Source organism: Microbacterium kyungheense (assembly GCF_006783905.1).
Lineage (GTDB): Bacteria > Actinomycetota > Actinomycetes > Actinomycetales > Microbacteriaceae > Microbacterium > Microbacterium kyungheense.
Window position 1 is genome coordinate 122,639 of record NZ_VFPE01000001.1, and the last position, 14,027, is coordinate 136,665.

General features: G+C 70.9%; 9 protein-coding genes. 3 read left to right on the forward strand and 6 right to left on the reverse strand.

Annotated elements, in window-relative coordinates; genetic code table 11:
* Positions 1 to 41 precede the first annotated feature (41 nt).
* Positions 42 to 1,748: a right-handed parallel beta-helix repeat-containing protein gene (locus FB391_RS00595; RefSeq protein ID WP_141892379.1), complete on the reverse strand. Its 1,707-nt coding sequence runs from the start codon at positions 1,746 to 1,748 to the stop codon at positions 42 to 44.
* A gap of 119 nt (positions 1,749 to 1,867) precedes the next feature.
* Between FB391_RS00595 and FB391_RS00600 the strand changes: the two genes are divergently transcribed.
* From FB391_RS00600 to FB391_RS00610, 3 genes are all read left to right on the forward strand, one after another.
* Positions 1,868 to 2,842, forward strand: coding sequence for an ABC transporter permease (locus FB391_RS00600; RefSeq protein ID WP_185842872.1), 975 nt, complete (start codon positions 1,868 to 1,870; stop codon positions 2,840 to 2,842).
* The gene (locus FB391_RS00605) at positions 2,839 to 3,834 is read left to right on the forward strand and encodes a carbohydrate ABC transporter permease (RefSeq protein ID WP_246093303.1); all 996 of its coding nucleotides are present in this window, start codon (positions 2,839 to 2,841) and stop codon (positions 3,832 to 3,834) included. The genes FB391_RS00600 and FB391_RS00605 overlap by 4 nt, the downstream gene beginning before the upstream one ends.
* A gap of 71 nt (positions 3,835 to 3,905) precedes the next feature.
* Positions 3,906 to 5,528: a type 2 periplasmic-binding domain-containing protein gene (locus FB391_RS00610; RefSeq protein WP_185842873.1), complete on the forward strand. Its 1,623-nt coding sequence runs from the start codon at positions 3,906 to 3,908 to the stop codon at positions 5,526 to 5,528.
* A gap of 59 nt (positions 5,529 to 5,587) precedes the next feature.
* Here FB391_RS00610 and FB391_RS00615 read toward each other — a convergent pair whose 3' ends face one another.
* The 5 genes from FB391_RS00615 to FB391_RS00635 form a co-directional block, all read right to left on the reverse strand.
* The gene (locus FB391_RS00615) at positions 5,588 to 8,209 is read right to left on the reverse strand and encodes a penicillin-binding protein (RefSeq protein WP_141892381.1); all 2,622 of its coding nucleotides are present in this window, start codon (positions 8,207 to 8,209) and stop codon (positions 5,588 to 5,590) included.
* 92 nt (positions 8,210 to 8,301) lie between these two features.
* Positions 8,302 to 9,390 (reverse strand): mandelate racemase/muconate lactonizing enzyme family protein, encoded by a 1,089-nt coding sequence (locus tag FB391_RS00620; RefSeq protein ID WP_141892382.1) that lies wholly within the window; start codon positions 9,388 to 9,390, stop codon positions 8,302 to 8,304.
* A gap of 38 nt (positions 9,391 to 9,428) precedes the next feature.
* Positions 9,429 to 10,595, reverse strand: a complete 1,167-nt coding sequence (locus tag FB391_RS00625) for an ROK family transcriptional regulator (protein ID WP_141892383.1) — start codon at positions 10,593 to 10,595, stop codon at positions 9,429 to 9,431.
* A 53-nt stretch (positions 10,596 to 10,648) separates the two neighbouring features.
* Positions 10,649 to 11,599 carry an acetylxylan esterase gene (locus FB391_RS00630; protein ID WP_141892384.1) on the reverse strand — a complete coding sequence of 317 codons (951 nt, stop codon included), beginning with the start codon at positions 11,597 to 11,599 and terminating at the stop codon, positions 10,649 to 10,651.
* A complete protein-coding gene (locus FB391_RS00635; RefSeq protein WP_141892385.1) occupies positions 11,589 to 13,997 on the reverse strand; it encodes a glycosyl hydrolase family 95 catalytic domain-containing protein in 2,409 nt (802 codons plus the stop codon). The genes FB391_RS00630 and FB391_RS00635 overlap by 11 nt, the downstream gene beginning before the upstream one ends.
* Between the last annotated feature and the right edge of the window lie 30 nt (positions 13,998 to 14,027).

Below are 14,027 nucleotides of genomic sequence, written 5' to 3' on the forward strand. Positions count from 1 at the left end.
ACCGAGGGTGACGCTCTCGGTCTCGGCCAGGATCCTGGGGCTCAGCGACAGGATCCCCGGTCTCGGACGGCGGCATCCACGCGGATGACGGGCCGGTCGCCGCCGGGGCCGTGCACATGGTTGGCGCGCGCGACGAACGTGCGCAGGCCGCGCAGGTCGGCCAGGAGCGGGTCGGTGAGCTCGACGTCGTTGTCTTCGAACCGCACCGTGCCGTGGACCGGGGCGCTGCCCGCCGCGATGCCGGGAGCCACCTCGAGCACGCCCGCCGTGACGTCGCGGAACGTGTTGCCGACGATCGTCACGTCGGTCACCGGACCGGACTCCCACCAGTCCGACGCGTCGGCGGCGATCTGGATGCAGGGCATCGCGATGCTCTCGAAACGGCACCCCTCGATGCGCACCGGCCGCCGTGTGGTGACCAGGATCGCGCGCGTCGGGACGCGCCGGAACGTGCACCCGGTGATCGACACCTCGGGCGTGCGCGTGACGTTCTCGGCGGCGAGCATGCCCTCGCGCGCAGCCGCGTGCACCTCGGGCGGCAGCGGATCGGCGAGGCCCACGCGGGTCGGCGCAGAGGCCGACGCGAGGTCGCGCCCGGTGGGGCCGGTGACGTCGTGGACGGACGTGGTGTGCACCGGCTGCAGCGTGCGCCGGTCGACGAGCTCGATCACATCGCCGTCGCCGAAAGCGGCGAATCCCGCGGTCTCACTGTGGCGGTACTCCAGCGTCAGGCGCGTGGGCTCCGCCTCGGTGACCGCGAGGTAGGTTCCGTGCACGTTGACGGGATCGTCGTGCGGTCCGTCGAACTCGCAGCCGCGGATGTCGACGCGTCCACGCACGCCTGAGCACTGCACGAAGTCCGCGAACCCGGCGGTCACGCGGCCGGTGCCTTCGGGCGCGCGGAAGACCACGCCGTCCAGCGTGACGTCCGCGCTGTTCTGCGCCAGCAGCCCGAATCCGTGCAGGAAGTCCACCCGCAGGCGGCGCAGCGCCACGTCGGCGGAGTCGAGCACGAGCATGCCGGGGTGGTCCCGATCGGTCTCGCGCAGCTGGTAGACCAGGCCGCGGTCGCCGGGGGAGGATGCCGTCGCGTACGAGATCCGCAGGGTCCAGGCATCCAGGCGCACCACGTCGACGACCTCGTCGAAGAGCGGGCACGGCTCGCGCCGCACGCGGCCCGTGGCCGGATCGCAGACCTGGCTGTAGGCGAGTGCGTTGCGGCCGGACCAGTACCGCACCCCCGCGTAGGGCGAGAGTTCGGAGAGCCACACGACGTCGGTGCCGTCGATCGTGAAGTCGTTCTGCTGCGGCACGGTGAGCACGCGCCAGGCGCCGTCCGCGTCGACACCGGTGTCGGCGACCGTCACATCGATCACGGTGGGCACCGCCCAGTCCACCTCGAGCCCCTCCACCGTGACGCCGCGGCCGTCCACGACGGCCAGTGCGGTCTGCCGGCCGTGCACGACGAGCCGTGCGCCGGCGGCGATGACGGTGAGATCCCGCACGTCGTCGAGCAGCATCCCGATCGACTTCGTCGTGTAGCGGGGATCGATGCCGACGGTGTTCGAGACGAACAGCTCACGGTGGATCGACGTCTCGGGCCACACGTGGAAATCCCCCGGCGGCAGCAGCAATCGGGCGCCGGGGCCCGCTGTGCGCGCGGCGCCGATCGCGCCCTGGAGGGCTTCACCTGCGTCGGGCGCGCCCGGCCGCCAGCCGAGATCGCGCACGTCGATGAGAGCGGTCACGCTGCGCCTCCTCACCGGCGTCCGGGAACGGTGTCCGCAAAAAACATCGGATCATTCGGTAGCGGAATCGAGATCGACAACATAATATTACGGCGTAAAGTAACTCCCGGAGGATCGAGATGACGCTCAGTGTCGAGCCGGCGCCGCCCGTCGAGGCGGTGATCGAGCAGCCGAGGCGCGTGACGAATCGCAGCAGATTCACCCGCAGCCTGCGGCGCTACTGGCAGCTGTACCTGCTCCTGCTGCTGCCCATCGTGTGGTTCATCGTGTTCCGGTACGTGCCGATGGCCAACGCGGTGATCGCGTTCAAGAACTACAACCCGATCGACGGAGTGTGGGGGAGCCCGTGGGTCGGGTTCGACAACTTCGAGCGGCTGTTCCGCAACCCGGTGTTCCCTCGCCTGGTCGCCAACACGTTCATCCTCGCCGCGTACACGCTGATCGCGAGCCTGCCGCTGCCCATCGTGCTGGCCCTCGCGCTCAACGAGGTGCGGCTGCGATTCTTCACGCGCACCGTGCAGCTGGTGACGTACGCGCCCTACTTCATCTCGACCGTCGTGATCGTGTCGATGACGATCCTGCTGCTCTCGCCCCGCGTGGGACTGCTCGGCCGCACCTTCAGCTTCTTCGGCGCCGGACAGGTGGACCTGCTGGCCGACGCCGACTTCTTCCGGCACATCTACGTCGCGACCGACCTGTGGACGACCACCGGCTACTCGGCGGTGATCTACCTCGCGGCGCTCGCGTCGGTCGACGTGTCGCTGTACGAGGCGGCGAAGATCGACGGGGCATCGCGCCTGCAGAAGATCCGCCACGTCGACCTGCCGGCGCTCATGCCGACGGCGACGATCATCCTCATCCTCGGCGTCGGCAACATCATGGCCATCGGCTTCGAGAAGGCGTTCCTGTTCCAGAACGCCCTCAACCTCTCGACGTCCGAGATCATCCCCACGTACGTCTACAAGACGGGCATCCTCAACGCCAACTTCAGCCTCGGGGCGACGATCGGGCTCTTCAACGCCGTGATCAGCCTCGTGCTGCTGCTCGTCGTCAACACCGTGTCCAAGCGGGTCACAGGAAGCGGGCTGTGGTGAGCAGCGTCATCAGCAAGCAGGCCGAGCTCGTCGAAGAGGCGGCCGTCGGTGCCGCCGCCGCGTCCTCGCTGTCCGGTGCGCGCGGCCGCGGCCGACGCGCCCCGCGAGGCGTGAAGATCAAAGAGACCCGCGCCGACCGCGCCTTCGTGACGGTGGCCTACGTGCTGCTGACCGTGTTCCTGCTGGTCGTGCTGCTTCCGCTGCTCAACATCGTCGCGAGCTCGCTGTCGAGCCCGCACGCGGTGTCGTCCGGTCAGGTTCTCTTCTGGCCCATCGACATCACGTTCCGCGGATACACCGAGGCCCTCGGCAATCCGGCGATCGTCCGGGGCTTCGCCAACTCGGTCTTCTACACCGTCGTCGGCACGGTGATCAGCGTCGCCGGCACCGTCGCCATCGCCTACCCCCTGTCGCGGCAGAACCTCTTCGGCCGCAAGGTGCTCACCGGCGCCGTCGTGTTCACGATGCTCTTCAGCGGCGGCGTGATCCCCATGTACCTCGTGGTGCAGTCCCTCGGTCTGCTCGACACCCGCTGGTCGATGCTGCTGCCCAACGCGATCGGCGTGTGGCAGGTCATCATCGCGATGGTGTTCTTCCGCTCGTCGATTCCCGACGAGGTCTACGAGGCGGCGCAGCTGGACGGCGCGAGCGAGCTGCGGATCCTGTGGACCATCGTGCTGCCGCTGGCCAAGCCGCTGATCGCCGTGATCGCGCTGATGTACGCGATCATGCAGTGGAACTCGTACTTCGACGCCCTGCTCTACCTGCGCAACGCCGACCTGCAGCCCCTCCAGCTCGTGCTGCGCGGCCTGCTCGTCCTCAACGACAGCGGCGGGGGCGGGAACGTCGCCGAGCAGCTGCGCCGGCGCGAGCTCGCCGACCTGCTGCGGTACTCGACCGTGGTCATCGCCACCGTGCCGATGCTCGTCGTCTACCCGTTCGTCGCGAAGTACTTCAACAAGGGGATCATGGTCGGCGCCGTCAAGGGCTGACCCGTCCCACCCACAGACCCACCACCACACCAATGACCCGGGCAAAGGAGATTCCGGCAATGAAACACAGCATGATCCGAGGCGTCGCCGCCGTCGGTGCTGTCGTGGCGATGACGATCGCGATGGCGGCGTGCGCCCCCGCGGGCGACGACGACAACGGCAAGCTCGTCGCGTTCGGCCCGCAGGGCGACAACGGCACCTTGAAGGACAACTCGTTCACCGAAGAGGTCGAGAAGAAGTTCGACATCGACTTCGACTGGCAGACCACGACCTACGACGGCAGCGTCGCGGGCGAGAAGCGGCAGGTGTCGCTGGCGAGCGGCGACTACCCCGACGCCTACTTCCTCGTGCCGTGGGTCGACGCCTTCTCGCGCAGCGAGATCCTCAAGTACGGCAAGCAGGGCGTGCTCGTGCCGTTGGAGGACCTGATCGACGAATACGCGCCCACGCTCAAGGAGCGCTTCGAAGAGAAGCCGGACTGGAAGGAGTCGGTCACGGCTCCCGACGGGCACATCTACGCGATCACGCAGTGGAGCGAGTGCTACCACTGCAGCTTCCCGTCGAAGCTGTGGATGAACACGACGTGGCTGAAGAACCTCGGCCTGGAGCAGCCCACCACGACCGAGGAGCTGCGCGCCGTGCTGCGCGCGTTCAAGGACGACGACCCCAACGGCAACGGGATCGCCGACGAGGTGCCGCTGAGCGGCTCGGCCACGCAGCCGATCGTCAACTACCTCATGGGGGCGTTCACGTACGCGCCGTACACGGCGCCGGGGACCCCGCCGCCGATGGTGATGGAGGACGGCGAGGTCACCATGGCTGCGGCGTCTGACAAGTGGCGCGCCGGCCTGCAGTACATCAACTCGCTCGCCGAGGAGGGGCTGCTCGACACCGCGGCGTTCACGCAGAACGGTGACGCCCTCAAGGCGCTGGGCGACAACGCCGGGACCGAGATCCTCGGATCGGCCGTCGACCTGCACCCGTACGACTTCGTCACGGCGGACTCGCCGGACGGCCGCGACAAGAACTACGACGCGGTCGCGCCGGTCGCCGGCCCGGACGGCACGCAGACGGCCACGTGGCGCTCGCCGGTGAACCCGCTGGGCATGTTCGCGCTCACCAACAAGTCGACCGAGGACGAGCGCATCAAGGCGATCAAGCTCATCGACTATCTCGTCACCGACGACGGCGACAAGCGCGGCGCGATGGGGCCCGAAGGTGAGGCGTGGGTGCCGGCGGAGCCGGGCGACGTCGCCCTCGACCCGGAGCTCGACCCGACGTTCAAGCCGCTCACGTACGACGAGACGTCCAACGCGGCCTGGCGCTCGATGGCGCAGTACTGGGACTCGCTGGAGTACCGCAACTCGCAGGTCGTCCCCGAGGACGTCTACTCGCCCGACGGGTACGAGCGGCGTCTGCTGATCGCGACGCAGGAGTACGACCCGTACCAGCCCGACGAGAGCATCCTGTTCCCGGCCGAGAAGCTGTGGCCGAACGACGAGACGTCCGCAGACCTCGCCGACCTGCAGACGAACATCGCGAACTACGTCACGCAGGCGCAGGCCGAGTTCGTCACCGGTCAGCGCGACATCGACGACGACGGCGCCTGGCAGGCGTACCTGAGCGACCTCGAGGGTCTGGGGCTGTCCCAGTACCTGCAGATGGAGCAGGACCTCTACGACGCCCTGAAGTAGTCGCCACAACCCGGGACGAGTGGATGCCGCAGCCCGCGGCATCCACTCGTCCTGCGTTGTCAGCCGCCGGTTCCGCCGTTCCCCCCGGTGCCCGCCCCATTGCCGTTGCCGTCGCCGCCACCGACGCCACCGGTGTCGCCTGCGCCGCCGTTGCCGTCGCCCTTGTCTTCACCCGGCGTCGAGGGCGACGTGCCGGTGCTCGGGCGGAGCGTGATCGTCGCGCCCGCGGCCACGCGGCCCGCACCCGGGTCCTGCGTCGCGACGAGCCCTGCGGCGACGTCCGCGTCGACGGCGTCTCCGACCTTCACGATGAAGCCCGCGGCCTCGAGCTTGCTCTGGGCGACGGCGACGCTGAGACCGGTGACGTCGGGAAGGGTGACCTGTGCCGTCTTGACGAGGCCCGGGTCGGGCGTGGGGAACGCGTCGCCGCCGTACGCGGCGTTCGCCGCCGTCTGCACGGCCTTTCCGATGCGGTAGCGGATGTCGGACAGCCGCGTGCCGTCGTGCCAGGTGTTGAACAGGTCGCCGGACCCTTCGGCGTTGCCCGCCCACGTGGCCGTCGTCACCTTGGTGCTCGACTCGATGAGCCACGTCTGCCACGCCTCGTGGGTGCCGGTCTTTCCGAGCACGGGCGTGCCGTCCCAGGCGTTCCCCTGCGAGCCGCTGCCGCCCGAGGCCATCACGCCCTGGAGCGCGTAGGCGGCCGTCGCCGCGATCCCGGGGTCGAGGGCCGCGGTGCAGGCGTTCTTCAGCCCCTCGACCTCGTTGCCGTCGGCGTCCGTCACGCGGTCGATCGGCGTCGGCTCGCAATACGTCCCCCCGTTCGCGACCGTCGCGTACGCGGCGGCCATGGCGATGGGCGAGACGGCGGCGGTGCCGATGATCGAGTTGAGGTTCTTCATCGTGATGGCATCGCCGTTCGCCTGCGTGACGCCGAGGCGGCTCGCGACCTTCTCGATGTCGCACAGATCGAGCTTCTCCGCCATGGCGAAGTAGCCGGTGTTGAGCGAGCTCGCGGTGAACTGCAGCGGGGTGCCGACCTTGCCCGCGGCCTTGCCGAAGTTGTTGACGAGCGTGTTCGACGTGTTCGTCCAATCGCCCTCGCACGAGTTGGTGAGGTGGTCGAAGACCCGCAGCCGTCCGTCGAGCGACTCGTTGACGGAGTGGCCCTGCTCGAGCCAGTCGAGCAGCGTGAACAGCTTGAACGTCGACCCCGCGTTGAAGCCGGTCGATCCGCCGGTCGCCAGGTCGCCGGCGAACACCAGCGACGAGTACGCGGGGTCTCCGTCGTGCGCGGCGTCCTCGCTGAACGTCGTGTTCTGCGCGATCGCCAGGATGCGGCCGGTCGATGCCTCGATGCTCACCGTGGTCGATCCGAACCGGCCGGTCGCGGCATCCTTCGCCGTCGGCATGTCGGCCGAGGCCGGCGCGTACGTCGTCATCGCCTGCTCGGCGGCGGACTGCACACGCGAGTCGAGCGTCGTGTACACGTTCAGGCCGCCCCGCTGGAGGGTCAGCAGCCGCTCCTCGCGGGTGTCGCCGAACGCCGGGTCGCCCAGGATCGTGTCCTTGACGTACTGGCAGAAGTAGGCGGCGCCGCCGGCGGCGGCGCAACCGGTCACGGTGGGCGTGATCGTCGGCGTGATCGGCTCGATCGCGGCCGCGACGTACTGGTCGCGCGTGATCTTCTCGTCGTCGAGCAGGCGGCTGAGCACATACAGCTGGCGGCCCTTGGTGGCCGTGTAGCCGTCCGCGGCGGCGAGGTACTGCTCCTGCGTGATCGTGCCGTCCTTCAGCAGCGAGTCGAGCGCCGCCAGTTCGTTGCCCTGCACGTCGCCGACGGAGCCGTCGGGCGCCTTGTTCAGCTTCGTCCCGTCGGAGGCGGTGATCGAGCCGTCGGTGCGGTCGATGCGGTAGCTGTTGGGGTTCTGCACCATGCCGGCGAGCGTCGCCGCCTGGCCGAGCGTGAGGTTCGCCGCCGACGTGCCGAAGTAGTAGCGGGCGGCCGACTCGATGCCGTAGGTGGTGCCGCCGAAGTTCGCGATGTTGAGGTAGCCGAGGAGGATCTCGTCCTTCGAGTACTTCTGCTCCAGCGCGATCGCGTACCGCATCTCCTGCAGCTTGCGCTCGACGCCCTCGGCGCCACTGGAGGTCGTCGCCTCCGACCAGCACGCGTACTTCTCGTCGGAGGTCTTGGCGGTGGCCTCGCACTGCTGCACCAGGACGTTCTTGACGTACTGCTGGCTGATGGTCGAGCCGCCCTGCGTCTCGCCCCCGCCCGCCAGGTTCGAGAGCACCGCGCGGGTGGTGCCGATGACGTCGACGCCGCCGTGGTCGTAGTACCGAGGGTCCTCGCTGGAGAGGATCGCGTCGTACATCACCGAGGCGACCTGGTCGTACGCGACGGGCGTGCGATCCTGCTCGAGGAACTTCGCGAGCAGCACCGGCTGCCCGGTGTCGGGATCGTTGGCGTAGAAGTTGCTCGGCAGCATGGGCTGGTCGATCTCGAGCGTGCTCGGCAGGTCGTCGAACAGCGTGAGCGCGCCGCCGGCCGCGCTGCTGGTGAGGGCGACGGCCGGCGTGACCGTCGCGGCGATCAGCACGCCGGTGACGGCGCTGAGTCCCACCAATCCGGCGAGTCCGGTGAGGATCCCTCTTTTCGGGCGCGACGAATCAGGCATGGTCCCGAGGGTAGGGAGGCGCCCTGAACGCTCACGGAGCGCCGCCTATGCGTGAGGTGGATGCCGCGCCCCGGGCCGACGGCATCCACGCGTCAGCTCACCCGCAGGTTCTCCAGCGCGTCGTCGTCCCACGCGATGCCGAGTCCGGGGGCGTCCGGGGCGGTGACGCGACCCTCGGTGACGAGCAGGTCGGCGGTCGTGACCGCGCGCAGCTGCGGGATGTACTCGACGATGCGGCCGTTGGGCACGGCGGCGACGAGGCTCACGTGCAGCTCCATGAGGAAGTGCGGGCATACGGGGACGTTGAACGCCTCGGCCAGGTGCGCGATCTTCAGCCACGGCGTGATGCCGCCGACGCGTGCGACGTCGGGCTGCACGATGGTGGCGGCATCCCTCGCGAGGTACTCCTTGAACTGGCCGACGGAGTACAGCGACTCCCCCACCGCGATGGGGATGGACGTCGATTCGACGAGCTTCGCGTGCGCCGAGACGTCGTCGGCGGGCAGGGGCTCCTCGAGCCACGAGATGCCCGACGGCTCGATCGCCCGGGCCAGCGCGCGGGCGTCGGCGAGGGTGAGGCCCTGATTGGCGTCGACCATGAGCCGGTACCCGGGGCCGACGGCCTCACGCACGGCGGCGAGGCGGTCGACGTCCCGCCGCGGGTCGGGCGAGCCCACCTTGAGCTTCGACCCGTGCCAGCCGCCGTCGCGCGCCGCCAGCGTGTTGGCGACGAGGGTCTCGGTGTCGATGTGCAGCCAGCCGCCCTCGGTGTCGTACAGGGGCACCTCCGGCTTCGCGCCGCCGGCGGCGCGCCACAGCGGCTCGGCGTCGCGACGGCAGCGGGCGTCCCATACGGCCGTGTCGATCGCCGCGAGCGCCAGCGACGTGATCGCGCCGACGGTGGTCGCGCGCGTCTGGGTGAACAAGTGGCGCCACACCGCCTCGGGACGCCGCACATCCTGCCCGACGACCGCGGGGAGCAGGTGGTCCCGCAGCATGGACAGCACCGCCCTCCCGCCCGTGCCGATCGTGTACGCGTACCCGCGGCCGGGTGTGCCGTCGGAGGTCTCGAGGTCGACGACGATCGTCTCCTGCTTCACGAACGACTGCACAGCGTCGGTGCGGACGGTCTCGACGGGGATGTCGACGAGCATGGCTCGGGCGTGCGTGATGACGGACATGGCTCCTCCGGAACCGGAATGGATGCCGCGGCGCGGCGTCAGCGGACGAGCGACTGGATGGCGGCCGCGGCGGCGCCGCGTGCCCAGTCCTGGAAGGTGTGCGGCCGCACCACGATGCGGCATCGGGCGGCGGCCCCGAAGGCGTGGGCGGCGAACGCGTCCCGCAGCGTCGCGTCGTAGAGGTCGAAGTCCGCGACGCCCTCACCGCCGATGATGACGAGTTCCGGACCGGTCAGGTTGACCAGGGTCGCGATCGCGGTCCCCACCAGCGCGGCGGCCTCCCGGAAGGCGGCGTCGGCGGCCGCGTCGCCGGCGTGGGCGAGCTGCACGGCCTCGTCGATGCCGACATCGCGTCCGAGCGCCGCCGACAGCGACGCCTCGATGGCGGGCGTCGACGCGACGGCCTCGACGCAGCCCCGGCGTCCGCACGGGCAGATGCGCGAAGGGTCGGCCAGAGGGAGGTGGCCGATCTCGCCCGAGACCCCGTACGCGCCCGTGACCACCTGGCCGTTGAGGTGCAGCCCGCTGCCGATGCCGCGGCCGATCGTGACGATGGCGAACGATTCCGTGCCGAGCCCCACGCCGAACCAGTGCTCGCCGACCGTCAGCGCGTGCACGTCGTTCTCGAGCGTCACCGGCCGGCCGAGCCGCTCCTGCAGGTCGGCGCCGAACGGCTCGTCGCTCCAGCCCATGATGGCGGACTCGCGCACGACGCCCGAGGACGTGTCGACGTCGCCCGACACCGAGACCCCGATGCCGGCGATGGCGTCGGTCTTGTCGCCCAGCGCCTCTTCGAGCGCCGAGACGACGGCGGCGATCGCGTCCGTGGCGGCGCCCGGGTCGTGCGCCGCGAGCGGCCGGCTCTCGCTCACGAGCACGTTGGTGGCGAGGTCGGTCGCCACGCCGATCACCTCGTCGACGTTGACCTTGACGCCGAGCATGACCATGGCGTCGGGCACGATCGACACGGGCGCGGCGGGGCGCCCCGGATTGCCGTCGCGCTGCGTGGCGGGCGGGGCGTCGACGAGGCCGGCGGCCACGAGGGGCGAGACGGCCTTGGTGACGGCCGCCTGCGACAGGCCGGTCTGGCGGGCGATGTCGATGCGGCTGATCGGGCTGCGCGTCAGGATCGTGGCGAACACCCTCGATCCGGCCTCGGACGCCGTGCGGATGAGCGTCGTGCGCGCGGCGGTGTCGTGGTCCATCGGTTCCCTCGGTCGTTGTGGTTACGGTAGCGAATCTGCGCGGACGGCGGGCGTCAGGGCGCGGCCAGGTGCGTGGCGGCGAACTCGAGCGCGTTCTCTTCATCCAGATCGCCGCCCGCCTCATGGCCGTTGTAGGGCCACAGCACGATCTGCTTCGGCCCGGCGTAGGCGGTGAAGGCGGGGAGGACCGTCCCGGGCGGGGCGATGCCGTCCCGCAGTCCCGTGCTCAGCAGCGCCGGTGCGTTCGCGCGCTTGGCGTGGTTGACCCCGTCGAAGTAGCGGAGCGTGTCGAGCGCCGCGGCGGTGTCGAGCCGGCGGTCGGCGAAGTACTGGGTGAGCAGCGCGTAGGGATGCTCGTCGCTCAGGTCGGCCGCGCGGTCGAGCTCGCACAGGAACGGCGCCTGCACGATCGCGACGGCGAGATCGGGCACGAGCCCGGCGAGCGCCAGCGCGATCCCGCCGCCCTGGCTCGCGCCGACGGCCCCGACGCGCGCGGGGTCGACCAGGTCGATCGAGCGCAGCGCGTCCACCGCGCGCACGGCGTCGGCGTACACGCGCCGGTAGTAGTACTCGTGCGGTGAGCGGATGCCGCGGGTGAGGAAGCCCCCGGCCGACGGGCCGCCGTCGGCATGGTCGTCGTCGGTGTCGCCGTGTCCCTGGCCGCGGGCATCCACCACCAGATGGGCGTAGCCGGCGGCGGCCCACCGCAGGTCGCGCAGCGCGTGGCCGCGCCCGTTGCCGTATCCGAAGAACTGGACGAGCCCCGGCAGGGGACCGCCTGCGCCGCGCGGAACCCGCAGCCATGCGTGGATCGGAGTGCCGCCGAAGCCGCGGAAGGTCACATCGAACACGTCGATCACTGCCAGGCGCGTCGGCCTCGGCGCGATCGTGACGTCGAGGGGGTGCCGTCGGGTCTCGGCGAGGGTCTCTGCCCAGAACGCGTCGAAGTCGGAGGGGTCGGACTGCGTGGTCGGCTCGTCGACGAGCGTGAGCTCACCGCGCATCGCGTGCTCCGATCGCCAGGGCGGCGGCATCCACGAGTCGGTCCAGGGGCACCTCGACGGCGCCGCCCGCCGGGACGCGCAGCTCGACGCGCCGATCGCGGTAGGCGACGGTGACGTCGCGCTCGTCGCCGCGGATGCTGCGCACCGTCGCGGACGTGAGTGCGCCGCCGCGCCACGTGAGGTCGACCGTGAGGCCCGTGCGCGCGCCCAGACCCTGCGCGTCGCCGTCCGTCCAGGCGGTCGGCAGCGCGGGCAGAAGCCGGACGAGGCCGCCGTGGCTCTGCACGAGCAGCTCGGCGATGCCGGCGGGGAAGCCCAGGTTGCCGTCGATCTGGAACGGCGGGTGGGTGCTGAAGAGGTTGGGCAGCAGTCCGCCCCACTCCGACCCGTCGACGGGGCCGTGGCGGGTCGCGTCGCCCTCGAACGGTGTGAGCGCCTCGTCGAGCAGCGCCGCGGCGGCCTCGCCGTCCCGGATGCGTGCCCGCATGGCGATCTTCCACGCCCACGACCAGCCCATCGCACCCGGGCCCCGGGCGTCGAGCAGCCGCACTCCGGCCTCGAACAGCTCAGGGTCGCGCTCGCGCGTGAGCACGTCGAGCGGGTGGATGCCGATGAGCGGCGACAGGTGACGGTGCAGCGGCTCGGCCTCGACGACCTCGGCCGACCACTCCATGAGCCGTCCGTCGGCGCCGATGCCGACCGGTGCGAGGGCCGCGAGCGCGCGATCGATCTCGTCGGTCAGCGGGTCGTCGGCGCCGAGCACCGCGATCGCGGCCGATGCCCGCTCGAACAGGGCGCGGATGAGGAAGAGATCGGATGCCGCCGTCAGGCCGAGTGCCGTGTTCTGGCCGTCGGCGGCCACGAACGAGTTCTCGGGAGAGGTGGATGGCGACGTCTGCAGGGTGCCGTCCGGACCCGGGACGAGCCAGTCGAGGCAGAACTCGACGGCGCCGCGCATGACCGGCCAGATGCGCGAGCGGAGCAGGTCGACGTCGCCGCCGAACTCGTACGCGTCCCACAGGTTGTGCGTCAGCCACACGCCGCCCATCATCCAGATGGCCCAGCTCGGGGCGCCGTGGCCGCCGCCGACGGGAAGGCTCCAGCCCCAGAGGTCGGAGTTGTGGTGCGCCACCCACCCCCGCGCGCCGTACAGCTCGCGGGCGACGGCGGCGCCGGTGCGCGACAGGCGCTCGACGAGCGCGAGCAGGGGCTCGAACGCATCGTCGAGGCCCAGGACGGGTGCCGCCCAGTAGTTCATCTGGGTGTTGATGTTGATCGTGTAGTTCGACGACCAGGCAGGACGCAGCTGGTCGTTCCAGATCCCCTGCAGGTTCGCCGGCGGGCCGCCGGCACGGGACGACGACGCGAGCAGGTACGCGCCGTACTCGGCGATCACCGTCGCCCGCAGCTGCGCGTCGGCGCCGTGCAGGATGTCGCGGTCGACGTCCCAGACGCCTTCCCGGCGACCGCCGATCGCGAACCGCGCCCGAGCGTGCCGCCGGCGATCGGCGACATGCTCGTCGAACAGCGCGGACGGAGCGCGGCGAGCCGCGGCATCCACGCGCTGCCTGGCGCGGTCCCGGATCGCCTCACGGGAGGCGATCCGCCACTCCCCGTCCGCGTCGGCCCACCAAAACTCGGCGCGGGACGAAGTGGAGAGGGCGACCAGCAGCCGGTGAGCCCCGTGGACGGTCGCGCGTGCAGGCGCAGCGTCCACGGAACCGTCGGTGTCCAGCGCGACGGCGACGGCTGCGAAGGCGTCGACGTCGTCACCGGCCCCGGCGTACCGCAGCGGCGGTTCGACGGAGGTCTCGTGCAGCGGTGCGCCGTCGACGGGGATCTCGACGTCGAGACCCAGACCGTGCGGCGCGGCGCGAAGCGGGGAAGAGAGGGAGAGGGATGCCGTGAACGCGACATCGGCGGTCACCTCGACGATCAGCGCCTGGGCGGGCGCCGACACCCACGAGCGGCGGACGACGGTGCCGCCGTCGACGACCAGCGTCTCGGTGAGGACCGCCTCGTCGAGGTCGAGCACGCGTGCCGGGCCGAAGGGGCGGGCGCCCTCGATCTCGACCGCGAGGTCGCCCAGCGGCAGGTACTCCTGGGAGTACGGCCCCTCGAACGACATCAGCAGGTGCTCGGCTCGGCGGACGTCGCCGGCGGCGAGGGCGGAGCGCACCTCGGCCAGCCGCTCGGGTCCGGCGCCACCGGCGATCACGTCGCGCAGGGCCGCCGCGGGCCCGTCGGGCGTGCCCGACCACACGGTGGCGTCGTTGAGCGCGTAGCGCCCCGTCGCACCGCCGAACGCCATCGCGCCGATCCGCCCGTTGCCCAGCGGGGCTGCGGCCTCCCACCGATCGGCGGGGGCGGTCCACGACAGTCGCAGGGTGTCGCTCATCTCGGTCCTCAAGGTCTCGGCCCCGGAGAT

What these genes read in the sequence shown, in the direction of transcription:
- FB391_RS00600 (WP_185842872.1), top strand. Translation starts at nt 1,868, where the DNA reads ATGACGCTCAGTGTCGAGCCGGCGCCGCCCGTCGAGGCGGTGATCGAG.
- FB391_RS00635 (WP_141892385.1), bottom strand. Translation starts at nt 13,997, where the DNA reads ATGAGCGACACCCTGCGACTGTCGTGGACCGCCCCCGCCGATCGGTGG.
- FB391_RS00625 (WP_141892383.1), bottom strand. Translation starts at nt 10,595, where the DNA reads ATGGACCACGACACCGCCGCGCGCACGACGCTCATCCGCACGGCGTCC.
- FB391_RS00615 (WP_141892381.1), bottom strand. Translation starts at nt 8,209, where the DNA reads ATGCCTGATTCGTCGCGCCCGAAAAGAGGGATCCTCACCGGACTCGCC.
- FB391_RS00630 (WP_141892384.1), bottom strand. Translation starts at nt 11,599, where the DNA reads ATGCGCGGTGAGCTCACGCTCGTCGACGAGCCGACCACGCAGTCCGAC.
- FB391_RS00610 (WP_185842873.1), top strand. Translation starts at nt 3,906, where the DNA reads ATGATCCGAGGCGTCGCCGCCGTCGGTGCTGTCGTGGCGATGACGATC.
- FB391_RS00620 (WP_141892382.1), bottom strand. Translation starts at nt 9,390, where the DNA reads ATGTCCGTCATCACGCACGCCCGAGCCATGCTCGTCGACATCCCCGTC.